General features: G+C 70.5%; 13 protein-coding genes and 1 pseudogene. 7 read left to right on the top strand and 7 right to left on the bottom strand.

All coding sequences use genetic code 11. The annotated features are described in order from the left end of the window. Positions 1–47: 47 nt before the first annotated feature. Complete coding sequence (locus tag ACZ6NZ_RS22990; RefSeq protein ID WP_465860060.1) at positions 48–3,512, bottom strand: ThuA domain-containing protein; 3,465 nt, start codon at positions 3,510–3,512, stop codon at positions 48–50. A 234-nt stretch (positions 3,513–3,746) separates the two neighbouring features. On the opposite strand from ACZ6NZ_RS22990, the gene ACZ6NZ_RS22985 reads away from it, so the two are divergent. Beyond that, entirely contained in the window at positions 3,747–4,592 is an 846-nt protein-coding gene (locus ACZ6NZ_RS22985) for an SAM-dependent methyltransferase (RefSeq protein WP_465860059.1), read from the top strand. 80 nt (positions 4,593–4,672) lie between these two features. Here the strand turns inward: ACZ6NZ_RS22985 and ACZ6NZ_RS22980 are convergent, their stop codons facing one another. Together ACZ6NZ_RS22980 and ACZ6NZ_RS22975 are read right to left on the bottom strand one after the other, a co-directional pair. Next, positions 4,673–5,209, bottom strand: coding sequence for a hypothetical protein (locus ACZ6NZ_RS22980; protein ID WP_465860058.1), 537 nt, complete (start codon positions 5,207–5,209; stop codon positions 4,673–4,675). A 38-nt stretch (positions 5,210–5,247) separates the two neighbouring features. Continuing rightward, positions 5,248–6,375, bottom strand: coding sequence for an FAD-dependent oxidoreductase (locus ACZ6NZ_RS22975; RefSeq protein ID WP_465860057.1), 1,128 nt, complete (start codon positions 6,373–6,375; stop codon positions 5,248–5,250). A 22-nt stretch (positions 6,376–6,397) separates the two neighbouring features. On the opposite strand from ACZ6NZ_RS22975, the gene ACZ6NZ_RS22970 reads away from it, so the two are divergent. Next, positions 6,398–7,123: a TetR/AcrR family transcriptional regulator gene (locus tag ACZ6NZ_RS22970; protein ID WP_465860056.1), complete on the top strand. Its 726-nt coding sequence runs from the start codon at positions 6,398–6,400 to the stop codon at positions 7,121–7,123. 112 nt (positions 7,124–7,235) lie between these two features. Then, positions 7,236–7,550 (top strand): hypothetical protein, encoded by a 315-nt coding sequence (locus ACZ6NZ_RS22965; protein WP_465860055.1) that lies wholly within the window; start codon positions 7,236–7,238, stop codon positions 7,548–7,550. A 27-nt stretch (positions 7,551–7,577) separates the two neighbouring features. On the opposite strand, the gene ACZ6NZ_RS22960 is transcribed toward ACZ6NZ_RS22965, so the two are convergent. Next, the gene (locus tag ACZ6NZ_RS22960) at positions 7,578–9,137 is read right to left on the bottom strand and encodes an NAD(P)/FAD-dependent oxidoreductase (protein WP_465860054.1); all 1,560 of its coding nucleotides are present in this window, start codon (positions 9,135–9,137) and stop codon (positions 7,578–7,580) included. Positions 9,138–9,312: 175 nt separating this feature from the next. Here ACZ6NZ_RS22960 and ACZ6NZ_RS22955 point away from each other — a divergent pair, with 175 nt between their 5' ends. From ACZ6NZ_RS22955 to ACZ6NZ_RS22940, 4 genes are all read left to right on the top strand, one after another. Then, positions 9,313–10,539 (top strand): hypothetical protein, encoded by a 1,227-nt coding sequence (locus ACZ6NZ_RS22955; protein WP_465860053.1) that lies wholly within the window; start codon positions 9,313–9,315, stop codon positions 10,537–10,539. A 33-nt stretch (positions 10,540–10,572) separates the two neighbouring features. Then, a complete protein-coding gene (locus ACZ6NZ_RS22950; protein WP_465860052.1) occupies positions 10,573–11,013 on the top strand; it encodes a hypothetical protein in 441 nt (146 codons plus the stop codon). A gap of 236 nt (positions 11,014–11,249) precedes the next feature. Continuing rightward, complete coding sequence (locus tag ACZ6NZ_RS22945; RefSeq protein WP_465860131.1) at positions 11,250–11,822, top strand: GNAT family N-acetyltransferase; 573 nt, start codon at positions 11,250–11,252, stop codon at positions 11,820–11,822. A 29-nt stretch (positions 11,823–11,851) separates the two neighbouring features. Then, positions 11,852–12,265: a type II toxin-antitoxin system prevent-host-death family antitoxin gene (locus ACZ6NZ_RS22940; RefSeq protein ID WP_366606668.1), complete on the top strand. Its 414-nt coding sequence runs from the start codon at positions 11,852–11,854 to the stop codon at positions 12,263–12,265. 288 nt (positions 12,266–12,553) lie between these two features. On the opposite strand, the pseudogene ACZ6NZ_RS22935 reads toward ACZ6NZ_RS22940, so the two are convergent. The 3 genes and pseudogenes from ACZ6NZ_RS22935 to smpB form a co-directional block, all read right to left on the bottom strand. Then, a pseudogene (locus tag ACZ6NZ_RS22935) lies at positions 12,554–12,676 on the bottom strand (TOBE domain-containing protein); the annotation flags it as partial. 520 nt (positions 12,677–13,196) lie between these two features. Continuing rightward, a complete protein-coding gene (locus tag ACZ6NZ_RS22930) occupies positions 13,197–13,589 on the bottom strand; it encodes an SCO5389 family protein (protein WP_465860051.1) in 393 nt (130 codons plus the stop codon). Between the two features lie 243 nt (positions 13,590–13,832). Continuing rightward, a complete protein-coding gene (gene smpB / locus ACZ6NZ_RS22925; protein WP_355007334.1) occupies positions 13,833–14,324 on the bottom strand; it encodes an SsrA-binding protein SmpB in 492 nt (163 codons plus the stop codon). Positions 14,325–14,331 lie beyond the last annotated feature (7 nt).

Here is a 14,331-nt window from a genome sequence, read left to right as displayed (position 1 = left end):
GCCCGACGCCGGCGGGCGGGGCGCTCCCGCCCGCCGGCGACCCGGGGTCAGCTGACCGTGATGGTCAGGTTCTGCGAGCGGGTCTCCCCGCTGGTGTAGGTGACCGTCACCCGGGCGGTGAAGGTCCCCTTGCGGGAGTAGCTGTGCGGCGTCGACCGGAGTGTCGCTCCGTGCGCGATGGCGCTGTTGTCGCCGAAGTCCCACGCGTAGTCGGTGATGCTCTGCCCGGACGGCGCCGTCGCCGTGGCGGTGAGCGTGGTGGTCAGCGGCGCGGTGCCGCCGGTCGGGCTGGCGGCCAGCGACAACGTCCCGCCCGGCTCCTGTTTGACCCCGGCGCCGTTGAGCCGTAGCCAGTCCAGTGCCATCAGGTCCGGGGTGCCACCGACCTGGGCGGCGTTGACGAACCTCGCGTACAGGGTGGTCGTGCCGGTGGGCTTGTTGGTCAGCGTGACGGTGGGGGAGACCAGGTTGTCCCACCCGCCGGTGGAGCCGATGGTGGCTGTGCCGATCAGCGTGCCGGTGGGCGAGCCGGTGCGCAGTTCGATGGTGCCGCCGAGCCCGCCGTTGGTCACCCCGAGCGTCACCGAGCCGACGTTGCGCAGGTCCGCCGGCCCGAACGCCACCCAGTCGTTGTGGTCGACCTCGCCGAGCCGCTTGCCGGCGCGGGCGGTGGCCCGGTCGTTGACCGTGACGCCGGACTGGGCGCTGAAGTGCTCGGCCTCCTTGCTCTTGGGCTGCAACTGCACGCGGGTCGAGCCGGTCAGCGCCGGTACGCCGCCGGCCGCGCCACCGTCGGTGTACTGCGCGGTGATCAGCGTGTAGAGGTTCTGCCCCGGCCCGTGGCCGTCGCCGGCGTCCGCCTCGGTGGCGAGCAGCCCGGAGCAGCCGGTGTAGACGTCCAGCGGGTGGGCGTGCGAGTCGTGGCCGAGCTGCGTCTGCACCGTGACCTTGGCGCAGTCGATCGTGGTGTCCTCCGGGTCGGTGACCGTCACCGTGTACGGGATCTTGTCGCCGAAGTCGAAGAACCCGCCGTCGGGCACGGTGATGGTCACCGTCGGCCGGGTGTTGCCGACCACCACGTCGGTGACCGCGGTGGCGGTCAACCCGTTGCCGCTGTTGCGCACGGTCAGCCGGGCGGTGTGCTTTCCGGCCGTCGAGTAGGTGTGGCTCGGGTTGGCCGCGGTGGAGTCGGTGCTGCCGTCGTTGGTGAAGTCCCAGGCGTAGCTGAGCGCCGATCCGTCGCCCGCGGACGACCCGGCGGAGGAGAACGTCACGGCGAGCGGCGTACGTCCGCTGTCTGGGCTGGCGGCGATCTTCGCGGTCGGTGGCCGTCCGTTGGCGACGTAGTCGATCCGGTAGATTCCCGCGCCGGCGTTGCTGCCGCCGCGACCGCTGCCGGTGCCCTCACCGAAGTCGATGACGTAGAGCGAACCGTCCGGGCCGAACTCCGCCTCGAAGGGCTGGATCCAGCTCATGTTGCCGAAGATCCCGTTGATCGACTGGAGGTCACCGACGGCGGTCGGGCCGAAGCGCGCGTTGCTGAAGGTCTGCGCCGTCTTGTGGATCGACAGCGTCTTGAACCACCTGCGGGTCAGCTCGTAGGTGATCCACTTGCCCTCGAAGTACTCGGGGAACTTCGTGGTGCGGGTGTTGGTCGGGTCGTAGTCGTAGACCGGGCCGCTCATCGGCCCGCCACCACCGGTGCCCAGCTCCGGGAACTGGGTCGAGGCGGAGTACGCGTACCAGACCAGCGCGGACTTCGCCGCCGGCAGGGTGGTCAGGCCGGTGTTGTTGGGCGAGTTGTTCACCGGTGCGGCGCAGTTGAACTTCGCCCCCGAGGTGTTGGTGGCGAAGTTGTAGTCGTTGAACGGGATGTTGTTGCCCACGCAGTACGGCCATCCGAAGTTGCCGGCGCTGGTGATCCGGTTGAACTCGACTGTCCCCTCAGGACCGCGGTTGGGGTCGGCGGCGCGGGCGTCCGGACCGTAGTCGGCCACCAGTACCGCGTTGGTCTGCGGCTCGACGGTGATCCGGAACGGGTTGCGCATGCCCATCGCGTAGATCTCCGGCCGGGTCCGCGCGGTGCCGGCCGGGAAGAGGTTGCCGCTGGGCACTGTGTACGTACCGTCGGATTGTGGGGTGATCCGCAGGATCTTGCCGCGTAGGTCGTTGGTGTTGCCGGCCGTGCCCTGGGCGTCCCAGGCGGCGCGGCCGGCGCGTTCGTCGACCGGGGTGTAGCCGCTGGAGGCGAAGGGGTCGGTGTTGTCACCGATCGCCGCGTAGAGGCGTCCGGCCGTGTCCATGGCCAGCGACCCGCCCATGTGCGAGTTGGCCCGGCCCTCTCCCCGATAGGTGGGGACGGTCAGCAGGCGCTTCTCCGAGGAGAGCGCGACGCTGTTGTTGGCGACCGTGAACCGGGACAGGTTGAGCTGTTTGAGGGTCTTGTCCGACCAGAGCAGGTAGATCCAGCCGTTGCTGGCGAAGTTGCGGTCCAGGGTCATCCCGAGTAGCCCGTCGGACTGGTCGGTCATCGCCGAGGTGTACGCGAAGTCCAGCAGCGTGGTGACCTGCAGGGTGTCGGAGTTGACCACCTTCAGCGCGCCGGTGCGTTGGATGTAGTAGACCTTCCGGTCCGGGCCGACGGCCAGCTCGAACGGGTCGGCCAGGTTCTCGGTGACCAGCCCCACCCGTTCGAAGTTGCTGGTCTTGGTGGCCGAGCAGTCACCGGCGACCGCGCCGGCCGCCCACTCGATGCCGTAGCGCAGGTGCTCCAGGAAGGTCGGGCTGCTGAACTGCGAGCTGGCGTGCCCACCGGCGGTGAACCAGGACCGGCCGCCGTCGTAGGGCTGACACCAGGAGTATGCGTGGTCGACGCCTTCGTCCAGGCCGTTGATCCCGTCGCGCACCTTGATCTGGGCGAGGGTGTGCACATTGCCGGTCGGGTTGGTCCGCCAGTTGTACCACTCCTCGCTCTGCTCCCATAGCTCCGGCAGGTTGCGCGTGGAGGGGTGCGCGCGGTCGAGCACCTTGACCCGCCCGGGGAAGGTGCCGCCGGTGGACGAGAAGTCGGGGTGGTAGTCGAAGATCGTGCCGACCAGGCCCTCGTACCACTGCCAGTCGCGCTCGCTGGCAGAGGCGGCGTGCAGGCCGGCCCAACCACCGCCGTTGCGGATGAACGTCTGCAACGCGGCCCGCTGGCTGGCGTTGAGCAGGTCGCCCGAGGTCGGGAGGCTGTTGGTGTTGTTGAACACGAGAGCGTCGAAGGTGGCGAGGTTGGCGTCGGTGAAGGCCGCCGCGTCGGTGGTGGCGACGACCTCGAAGTTGTGGGCGGCGCCGAGCTGTTGGATCGCGGCGATGCCGGCCGGGATCGAGTCGTGGTAGAAGTTGGTGATCTTGGAGAAGACCAGCACCCGGAAGCGCGGGGCGGCCTCGGCCGGCAGGGCGGTGGTGGTGCTGACCACTGTGGCGATGGCGAGCAGGAGCAGGCAGAACGCACGGAGGTGTCGGGGCATGGGGGCGCTCCCTGTCGGGCGGTGGAGGGGTCGGAAAGCGCTTTCTCGCTGCCCGCATCACGGTACTGACAGCCAGTGACGACCGTCAATAGCCCTCTGGTAGGCGGTTTCCCGCCCCTGCGGCGTCCGCGCGTCAGTGGGCCCCGCAGTCCGATGGGTACGGCTTAGGATGTCCCCTGGACACGCCCGGTGACTTCACGGATGCGGCGTGTCCCGTCGACCTGGGGAGGTCTCGTGACCCTGTCGTCCACGTCGGAAGCGCCCGAGGGCCGGGGCGCTGACCGGATCGACACCACGACTGTGCATCCGGCTCGCCGCTACAACTACTGGCTCGGCGGCAAGGACCACTTCGCCGTCGACCGGGAGTCCGGCGACCAGATCGCCGCCGTCTACCCGGGGGTCCGCACACTCGCCCGGGAGAACCGGGCCTTCCTCGGCCGGGCGGTCCGGTTCCTCGCCGAGGAGGTCGGCGTCCGGCAGTTCCTCGACATCGGCACCGGCATCCCGAGCGCCGACAACACCCACGAGGTGGCCCAGTCCGTCGCCCCCGACTCCCGGGTGGTCTACGTCGACAACGACCCGATGGTGCTGGTCCACGCCCGAGCGCTGCTGACCAGCGGCCCGGCCGGTGCCACCGCCTACCTGGACGCCGACCTGCGCGACCCGGCGAAGATTCTCGGCGACCCGCAGCTGCACGCCACACTGGACCTGTCCCAGCCGGTGGGTCTGGTGCTGATCGCCGTGACGCACTTCCTGACCGACGACGACCGCCCACACGAGCACGTCGCCCGGCTGCTCGACGCGCTGCCGTCCGGCAGTTGGCTCGCGCTGACCCACTTCACCACCGACCACATCCCTGCCGAGATCGTCGAGCGGATGTACGCCGAGTTCGCCTCCGGCCGGATGAAGCAGGACGCCGTACCCCGCGACCGCGCCGAGTTCGCCCGCTTCTTCACCGGCCTGGAGCTGGCCGAGCCCGGCATCGTGCCGGTCACGCAGTGGCGGCCGCAGGTGCCACCGGAGCGGCGTCCGCCCCTGGCCGACGCCTCCATCTACGGCGCGGTGGCCCGCAAGCCCTGACCGAGCATCCATGGGCGTAGTCGGCGCGACGCTCGTAATGACTCAGGTTCCTCGCAGTCGCGGCCGGCGGCCTTCCCCGGTCAGGCGAATGGCTTCACGTCGAAGCTGATGCCGCCCCGGTCGGCCATCCGGAGCACTCGACTGCCGTAGCGCGGGGGTTGGCGCAGGTGAAGGGTGTACCTCGATGCCTGGAACCTCAGGTCCAGGTCGCGTCCCTCCAGGTGCCAGCAGCGCTCCCCTGACTGTGAGGGAGCCTCCGGGCGCAGGTCTTTCAACTCGAACGGCAGACAGACGGAGTGCAGGCTGCCGACGATGTCCCACACGTTGTGGAAGATCAAGGTGGCCGGCGCGACCCAGAAGTGAATCTGCCGCATCGGCCCCGGATCGACCCGGCGTACGACGTAGTCCAGGTCGAGATGCAGCTTCAGAGCCGACGGTGCGGTGGGGTCGAGGTCGTCGTCCTCCCGATAGTCCAGGGTCGGGTCGTCGGGCGGCCCCTCGTCGTCGGTGACGGCAAGCGCGTGGACTCGGCAGTAGTCCCACGATGTCTCCGCCAGGTCCTGATCCGTCAAGGTGGCCTTGCGGAGTCCCGACTCAGGGTGCACATCCGTCGTCATAGAACGATTATTGCCAGCCGCGTCGACAGCGCCAGATGTCAATTCTTGCGTGCGGGCTCCGCCGGCCGGGTGAAGAAACGAACGATGTCGTCCGCCGCGGTGGGGGACAGCATCATCGCCTGGACTCGCGTCGACATCTCGGCGATCGGGCGAATCCGGCTGAACATCGACTCTTCGTACGTTCGAATCGCCACACGAGGGTCGGCGGGGTCGGCGGCGAGCTGACCGGCGAGTTCTGCGGCGTCGAGCATGGCCTGGTTTGCGCCCTCGCCGACCGGTGGCATGAGGTGCGCGGCGTCACCGATGAGGGTGACGTCCGGCCGGCTGGCCCAGCGCGTACCGATGGGCATCGCCTCGATCAGGCGTGGCGTCGGTGCGCCGTCGGCCGCCGCGATGAGTGCGGTGAGGCGGGGGTTCCAGCCAACGAACAGGTCCAGCAGGGCCTGCTTGCTGCGGTACGTGTCGAGGGGCTGGCCCTGCGCGCGCAGCGAGATCCCGACCTGGAGGCTGCCGTCGCCGAGACGTTGCGCTGCGAGGATCTGGTTCACGCCGATACACCACAGGTTCCCGGGGCCGACCAGCTCGGCGAGATCGGGATGCCGCGAGTCGACGTCGGCGACGCTCAGCTGCACCAGAGTCGCCACGTAGGACAGTTCGACGTCGGTCAGCAGTGACCGGACGACTGAGCGTGCGCCGTCCGCGCCGATAAGGATGTCGCAGCTGGTTCGTCGACCGTCGTGGAACGTCAGGTCCCAGCCCTCGGTGGGTCGTGGGGTCGCCGCGACGAGCCGGTGCCGCCAGGCAACCGTGCCGTCGGGGAGGGAGTCGAGCAGGAGATCACGCAGTGCGCCCCGGTCGATCTCGGGACGTCCGGAGAATGAGCCAGGTTGCGGCACGTGGTGCACCAGGGTGCGTCCGGTCGGGTCGAGGATGCGATGTTCCTCGCCCTCGGGTCGCGCCTCCGACCGGAACCGGCCGGCGAGACCCGCCTCGGTCAGGGCCAGTTGCCCAGACTCCGGGTGGAGATCGAGGGCGCCGCCCTGGGGTCGCGCGGATCGGCTTGCCTCCCGGTCGTACACCACCGCGTCGATGCCGTGTCGGTGCAGGATCCGTGCCAGCGTCAACCCACCGAGTCCGCCACCGGCGATCGCAATTCGCGTTCTCACGGCGTTACCGTACACTGTATTGGTGGATACACCGTACGGTAGCGGGCCGCTGCCCGTCTGGGAGCGGCCCGAACCTCAGCCACGGGCGGTGCCGGTGCCGTTGAGTCGCGAGAAGATCGCCGCTACGGCGATCGGGCTCGCTGACGCCCACGGCCTCGACGGGCTGTCCCTACGCAAGATCGCCAGAGAGCTCGGTGTCGGCCCGATGCGGCTCTACGACTACGTGGTCAACAAGTCGGAGCTCCTCGATCTCATGGTCGACGTCGTCTACGCCCGGATCGCCGAGGTGGGCCGGCGATCCGGGTGGCGCGACACGGTGCTGGCCATCGCCCACGCGACCCGCGCCGCCGCCCTTGACCACGAGTGGTTCTCCGACGTGCTCGGCGGACGGCCACACCTGGGGCCACACGCACTCGCCGTGGGCGAGGCGACAGCCGCGGCGCTCAGTGCGGCCCCCGCCGTGCGCGACATCGACGATCTCCAGCGGGCCGTGGGCGCCCTCAACGCCTTCATCGTCGGATCGGTCCGCCGAGAGGTCACCGAACGACGCAACGCGCGGTCCACCGGCACCGATGAAGCTGCCTTCCAGGCGAGCCTCGGCCCCTATCTCACCCGCATGTTGAAAACCGGCAGGTACCCCACAGTGGCCCGGCTCGTCATCGACGGCACCCACCTCAACGCCGAGGAGACCTTCAACCACAACCTCACCACCATCCTGGACGGCATCACCCAACAACGCTCGACGTGATCCGTCGCGCTGCGGCCAGCGGCTCGCCGCCGCGACGTGTCTCCACCAACCCCACCCGCCCGACTGGCCGTACCCTCACGCAGGCGACGCCGGCCCAGACAGGAGCCCCACGTTGCGTGCCCGCCGCAACCAGCCGGGCGGCTACTGGATCGCGAAGGATGACCCGCGCGCGGCGCGGGAAGCGGTGACCGGCAGCCGGTCCCTCATCGACCTGAACGGTGTCGCGCTGCTCAGCAACGGTGCCAGCCGCATCGTCAACCCGTACGGTCGGACCGACTGGCCGGGCCTGCTGGACCTGCTCCGGGCCGGCGGACCGGCCGGCGTCATCGCCTCCGTCCGGCGAGCCGAGGCGCAGAGCGCCGGTGGCGCGGATGCGCACAGGCCGGACGACGCCACAGTGGCACACTGCACCCACCTGCCGCGTTGAGCACCTGCCCGTGCCGCGAGAGCGTGCTCAGCTTCCCGCGTGAGACGGGGGAGCGGCGACAGCGGCTCGGTCGTCCGACCCCGTCGGCACCGTGACCGGCGCGGCGATGATCCGGCTGGGCACCACCGGCGCGTCTCGGCCGGTGCCCCGCCGGCCGTCGCCGCCGCAGGACTCCTCGTGGTAGTCCTGCTCCACGTTCACCGACCAGACGTCGTGCGTACTGCCGGTGGCGATGTTCTCGGCGGTGAGCATCGCGGTCAGCATCGAGTGGTCCTGGTTGTTGTAGCGGTGCATGCCGTTGCGGCCCACCGGGTGCACGTTCGGCACCGCCTCGGTGAGCCAGGCCCGGATCACGTCCACGTTGTGCTGGTATCGCTCGTCGTACACCGGGTAGGCCTTGGGCATGCGCACGACGTAGCCGGCCTCCACCACGCCGGGTCGGACCAACCCCAACCGCTCCAGCTCCGCGGTGGCGAGGGCCACCAGGTCGGCATCCGGGGTACGCCACATCTCGTCGTCCTCGAACACGAAGTACTCCAGGCCGAGGCAGGTGCGGCCGTCCTTGACGAGGTACGGCGACCAGGAGCCGAAGTTCTGGATCCGACCGACCCGCACCCCCGGGTCGTGCACGTAGATCCAGTTGTCCGGGAACGAGAACTCCGCCGGCACGACGAGGGCGACCGTCAGGAAGTCGCGGTAGCGCAGGTCGGCCGCGCAGGCCAGCACCTCCGGCGGCGCCGGCGGGTGGAGCACGGTCACCAGTTCCGAGATCGGCATGGAGGAGATCACGTGGTCGGCGGCCTCGGTACGCTGCCCGCCCGCGCCGTTGACCGTCACGCTGATCGCCCGTCGACGGGCCGGGTCGCGGTGCACGGCGGTGACCCAACTGCCCGTCGACAGGTGCCCGCCCCGCTGGCGGACCTGCTCGGCGCAGCGCTCCCACATCATTCCGGGCCCGTACTTCGGGTACTGGAACTCCTCGATCAGGCTGGTGACGTCCGTGCGCCGACGCCGGGGCAGCAGCGCGTTGCGGATCGCGGTGGCCAGCGACAGGTTCTTGATCCGCTGCGCCGCCCAGTCGGCCTGCAACCGGTCCGCCGGCATACCCCAGACCTTCTCGGTGTACGTCTTGAAGAAGATCGAGTACAGCCGCCAGCCGAACCGGGCCGATACCCAGCCCTCGAAGTGCGACTGGTCCGGTGGTGGCCGCAGCCGGGCGCGGGCGTACGAGCCGAGGCAGCGGACGGCCTCGGGCAGACCCAGGTTGCGTAGCGCGTTCATGGCGCTGAGCGGGTAGTTGAACAGGGCGCCCCGGTAGAAGATGCGGCTCATCCGGGGCCGGGTCAGGAAGTCCTCGTCCGGCAGGATCTCGTGCCAGAACGCCTCCACCCGCGCCACCTTGGTGAAGAACCGGTGCCCGCCGATGTCGAACCGCCACCCGTCGCGCTCCACGGTCCGACTGATTCCGCCGACCACCTCGTCGGCCTCGAACACCTGAACCGACCGGCCGTGCCGGAGCAACTCGTACGCCGCGGTGAGCCCGGCCGGCCCCGCACCGATGACCACCGTGCCGTTCTGCTCGCTCATGCTGACGCGCTCCCCGCTCACCGCCATGATTGAGGCGCGGTGTCCACCCGTTACGCGCAGAATGTCACACTTAGTGCTAGCTGATCCTCGCTTCGGCGGGGCGCGCGGTGGCGTACCACGAGAAGAGCGACCTCCCCGCGCGCCGGCGGACCGGGGAAGCGGGGAAGCGGGGCGGATGGACCGGTGGCGCAGCGGCGCGGCGACGCTGGCCGCGCGGGCGGTCGCGACCGGTCGCGGCGGAGCGCGCCTGGCCTGCCGGGTGCCGGCGCCCTGGCGGTACGTCATCGGCCTGTTCCTCGGCGCGAAGTTGCTGCTCACAGTGCTTGGGCTCCTGGTCCTGCACGCCTGGGACGGCGTCCCCGGGGCCCCGCCGCCGGACGAGGCGTTGATGTGGGCGCAGCAGCGGGACATCTCCGGGCACCGGTGGATCTCTTTCTGGTTTGCCTGGGACTCGATGCTGTACCTGCGGCTGAGCACCCTGCCCCTGACCGGGCCGTGGGTGGACTTCGGCTTTCCCCTGCTGTACCCGTTCCTGGCCCGGCCGGTCGGCGTGCTGCTCGGCGGCGACACCGCACTGGCCCTGTTGCTGATCAGCAACGTCGCGTTCCTGCTGGCGCTCTGGTATGGCCACCGGCTGGCGGAGCTGCTGCTCGGCGACGCGTACGCCGCCCGCCGGTTCATCCGGTACCTGGTGCTGCTGCCGACCGCGTTCCTGTTCCAGGCCGCGCTGACCGAGTCGCTCTTCGTCTGCCTCGTACTGGCCACCTTCTACTACGCCGAGCGACGCCGGTGGCTGCTGGTCGGCGTGATCGGCTACTTCCTGGCGATGAGCCGTTCCGTCGGCCTGCTCGTGGCGCTGCCACTGGCCCTGGTGCTGCTCCGGCAGCACGACTGGCGGCTCGGGCCGCGCGCCCTGCTCGGCTACCTCCGGATCGGCTGGCCCTTGCTGCTGTTACCCGCCGGCTGGTTCACCTTCATGGCGTACTGCCGGTGGCGGGGCGGGGACTGGTTCGCCTACCAGCACGCCCAGGAGATCGGATGGGGAATCGAGGTGCAGAACCCCATCTCGGTGCTGCTCGACGGGTTGACCGGGGAGCCGCGCGACGCCGCCCGGGTGTGGTTCGCCGTGGCCGTCCTCGCCGTGCTGGTCGTCGGTTTCCGACGCCGGGAACTGGCCTACCTGGTGTACGGCGTCCTCATGGTGCTGGTGCCGCTGTCGATGGGCCCGCCGGTGTACAAGAGCCTGCTGCGCTATCTGCTCGCCGCCTTCCCGGTGGCGCTGGTGCTGGCCCGCTGGGCCCGCCGTACCAGCGTGGACGTGTGGCTGACCGCGACGCTCGCGGTGGTGCAGGGCGTGCTGTTCGTGCTGTGGCTCAGCTATTGGACCCACATGATCATTTGATTGGGGCGGCCGGCGGCCGGGCAGGATAGGCGGATGACCGAGCCACGGGTACGCCTCGACGACCTGGGCGCCTGGCTGCTCAAGGGCAACGCGGACCTGGTCGACCTCACCGCCCGCTTCGCCCGGAAGCCACTGGTGACGAGCTGGTGCGTGCGTCCCGGCTACCGGGCGCGGTTGATGTGTGCCGGGCAGCCGGTGGTCTTCTGGGCCAGCGGCAGCCGGAGCCGACTGCCGTACGGGGTATGGGGCATCGGGCGGGTCACCGGGGCCGCCGAACCAGGCGCACCGGGGCAGCCGTGGTCGGTACCGCTGGATCTGCCCATCCTCGCCGAACAGGACCGCATCTCCCGGCTGCTGTTGCGCGCCGACGACCGGCTCGCCGCCCTGGAGGTGTTCCGTCAGCCGCAGGCCGCCAATCCCTCGTACCTGACCGTGGCCCAGTTCGCCGCGCTGCGGACCCATCTGCCCGGGTGAGCGCTGCGGCCTATCTGCCGGGGTGAGCGCGGCGGGCCTATCGGCACGCCGGGGCCCACCTGCCGGGTGAGCGCGCCGGGGTCCACCTGTCGGGGTGAGCGCGCCGGGGTCCACCTGCCCGGGGTGAGCGCTCCGGGGTCCACCTGCCCGGGTGAGCGCGGAGGGCGGCCGTGCCTCGGTCGGGGTGGCTGTGCGAGCCTGCTACCGGCGTGAGAAGCGTACTGAGTGGAGGCCCGGTGTTCGCCCTGCCGTTGACCGAGGACGTCGAGCTGCGCCCGCTGAACCCGTGGCGGGCCGAGGAGTTCCTCGCCCACCTCGATCGGGCCCGCGAGCACATCCGACCCTGGGTGTCGCCGTCCTTCGTCGCCACCGACCTGCCGTCGGCCCGTGCGGTGTTGCAGCGCTACGCCGACCGCTGGGCCAGCGACAGCGGTGGCATCTGGGGGCTGTGGTGGCGGGGCACCCTCGTCGGTGGGGTCATGTTCGTGTCGTTCGACGTGAGCCAAGGCGTCTGCGAGGTCGGTTGCTGGGTGGAGCCGGCGGCGCAGGGCAGGGGCTTGGTCGCCCCGGCGGTGCGCCGGATCGTCGACTGGGCGGTGCACGAGCGCGGCATCCAACGGGTGGAGTGGCGTACCAACGCCGCCAACATCCGCAGCAAGGCCCTCGCCGACCGGCTCGGCCTGCGCCTCGATGGCACGTTGCGCCAGGTCATCCCGGGTCGGCACGGTCGGATCGACATCGAAATCTGGTCGGTGCTGGCGGACGAGTGGTCTGCCCGCCACGTACCGTCCACTGACGAGCGCGAATAGTTGTCATACCCGCGCGGCACCATGCATCCATGGCCGTCCCCGCGCTCACCCCTCATTCCGACCCGCCGCGTTCCGTGCCGCTGCGTGAGGCGCGCACCCGGTTCAGCCAGCTCGTCGCGCTGGCTGAGCTGACCGACGCGGTCACCGTCGTGACCCGCGACGGCGATCCCCGCCCGGTCGCCGCGATCGTCCCCGCCGCAGCCGCCCGCAGTGCCGCCCAGGCCCGCGCCGACGCCGACCGGCTCTCGACGGTCACCGCCGGCTGGGCCCGCCGCCTCGAGGAGCAGCACCGACGCAGCACACAGCGGCACGCCGCCGAGCTGGGCGCGGTCCGCGCGGCGCTGGCCGAGGTGTGGGCCGAGCTGGACAGCCGCGTCGTCCCGGGCAGCGACCCGAGGTTGGCCCGGCTGCGCGCCGCGCATGCCGATCTGCTCGCCGACTGAGTCGTGTTCGTGTGCGGGCGGCGTCGGCCGTGCCCGCTTCAGTGGGTGCTGCGCCTCCTGCTGACCGACTGACTCACGTTCGTGCCGGTGCGGTGTTGGCGGCACCCGCTGAGGCGGGTGCGGCGCCGGGTGTGCGGTGGTGTCGTGTCGGCTGACGGGTTCCGCGTTGGCGGGGCACGCCAGTCGGCGTCCAGGCGATCCGGCGGTCGGCGTGGCACGGTCGGCGTGGCACGGGCGGCGACGGGCGCGCCGGCCGGGTCCACCCGGAGAGCTGTGGCCGACGCCGGTTCAGCCGGTGGCCGGGTACGCGTGGGTCTCGGTCGCCTTGACCGCCGCGCGGACCCGTTGGCCGGAGATCAGCCGTAACTGGGCGGCGGCCGGCGTGACGTCGGCGGCCACCCCTGTGCTGCCCCACGACGCCTGCGGCTTCCCTAAGGGAGCCCGCAAGATCGTGCTCGAACCAGGAAGTAGTGGTGTCGGCGAGCTATGAGGCCACTACATCCTGGTTCGAGCACGATCTTGGTGTGGAACGCAGCGTGAGTCGCGGGTACCCCACAACCCCGTTCCCCCTGCCGATCGGGCAGGTGTCCGGGGTCAAGATCCGCGCAATGTCAGGGATGTTGCTGCCTCGCGCGTGTCGGAGGCAGCAACATCCGCGAAGTTGCGCGGATCTTGGCTGCGGGCTGCGGGCTGCGGGCTGCGGGCTGCGGGCTGTGGGCTGTGGTGCGTGTGGAGTTCGGGGTGCGGTGCGGGGTTGGGGTGCGGCGCGGTGTGGGGTTCGGATTGCGGTGCGGTGCGGCGTGGGTTCGGGGTGCGGCGCGGCTATGGAGTTTGGGGCGCGGGTGTGGGGTGCGGGGTGCGGAGGAGTGCAGGGGTGCAGGGGTGCGGGTGTGCGGCGGGCGGGCTTGGGTGAGCCCGCCCGCCGCGACGGTCAGCAGTTGCGGAGTTCGGGGGACTGGTTGAGCAGTTGGCCACGGGTCGACACGAAGCGGCGGTAGCGCTCGCCGTCAACGGCCGTTGGGCGGAACGCGGCGACGCGGTGGCAGTTCTGGAAGGCCAGGCGTACGCCGAAGTGTCGTTCCAGGCCAACGCGGATGGCGTCGCTGGCCAGCGCGCGGAGCAGTTGACCCCGGTCGGCGTCGGTGGGCGGCGCAATGACGTTGTCGGCCAGGTCGTCGTTGCCGGCCTCCAGTTCGGCGACGACCCGGCTGACGGTGGCCCAGGCGTACGGCAGCGAGTCACGGACGCAGGCGATGAACGCCTCATCGTCGACCGGGCCGCGTTCGGCGGCGTCGAGCAGTGCGGGCGGGACAGTGAGAGACATGGTTCTCCTCCGCTACAGTTAATGATTACCGTTTCCAATAACGGCGTCGACTGAGCAGACCACGTCTCTTGGACGACGTCAACGATGTCCCCGCGCGCCACGCCGCAACCCACCCGCAGAACGGGCCGACGGCACCCACGGCGACGCCGACACCACACCCACGCCGACACCACACCCACGCCGACACCACACCCACACCGACGCCGACGCCGACACCCACGCGGAGCGGGACGAGCGGCGGCGTCAGGGCCGGCGGGGGTGGCCCTTGAGGTGCCGGCCCAGTTCGCGGGCGATCTCCCGGTTGGCGTCGCGCTCGGCCAGTGTCTGCCGCTTGTCGTAGGAGCGCTTGCCCTTGGCGAGGGCCAGTTCGACCTTGGCGAAGCCGTTCTCGAAGTACATCGACAGCGGTACGAGGGTCACCCCGCCCTCGCGGACCTTGTCCAGGATCCGGTCGATCTCGGCGCGGTGCAGCAGCAGCTTGCGGTTGCGGCGCGGGGCGTGGTTGGTCCACGTGCCGTAGGCGTACTCGGCGATGTGCAGGCCGTACAGCACGATCTCGCCGTCGCGCTCGTGCGCGAACGCGTCCACCAGCGAGGCCCGCCCCTCGCGCAGGGACTTGACCTCGGTGCCGACCAGCACGATGCCCGCCTCGTACGTGCGCAGCACGGTGTACTCGTGCCGGGCCTTCTTGTTGGAGGCGATCAACCGGCGGGTGGGTGGCTTGGACGGGGTCACCAGGCGA

This window comes from Micromonospora sp. NPDC047756, assembly GCF_055587245.1.
This window is presented reverse-complemented; position numbering and strand designations above follow the sequence as displayed.

What these genes read in the sequence shown, in the direction of transcription:
- ACZ6NZ_RS22990 (WP_465860060.1), bottom strand. Translation starts at nt 3,512, where the DNA reads ATGCCCCGACACCTCCGTGCGTTCTGCCTGCTCCTGCTCGCCATCGCC.
- ACZ6NZ_RS22940 (WP_366606668.1), top strand. Translation starts at nt 11,852, where the DNA reads ATGGCCGTCCCCGCGCTCACCCCTCATTCCGACCCGCCGCGTTCCGTG.
- ACZ6NZ_RS22955 (WP_465860053.1), top strand. Translation starts at nt 9,313, where the DNA reads ATGGACCGGTGGCGCAGCGGCGCGGCGACGCTGGCCGCGCGGGCGGTC.
- ACZ6NZ_RS22950 (WP_465860052.1), top strand. Translation starts at nt 10,573, where the DNA reads ATGACCGAGCCACGGGTACGCCTCGACGACCTGGGCGCCTGGCTGCTC.
- ACZ6NZ_RS22960 (WP_465860054.1), bottom strand. Translation starts at nt 9,137, where the DNA reads ATGAGCGAGCAGAACGGCACGGTGGTCATCGGTGCGGGGCCGGCCGGG.
- ACZ6NZ_RS22980 (WP_465860058.1), bottom strand. Translation starts at nt 5,209, where the DNA reads ATGACGACGGATGTGCACCCTGAGTCGGGACTCCGCAAGGCCACCTTG.
- ACZ6NZ_RS22930 (WP_465860051.1), bottom strand. Translation starts at nt 13,589, where the DNA reads ATGTCTCTCACTGTCCCGCCCGCACTGCTCGACGCCGCCGAACGCGGC.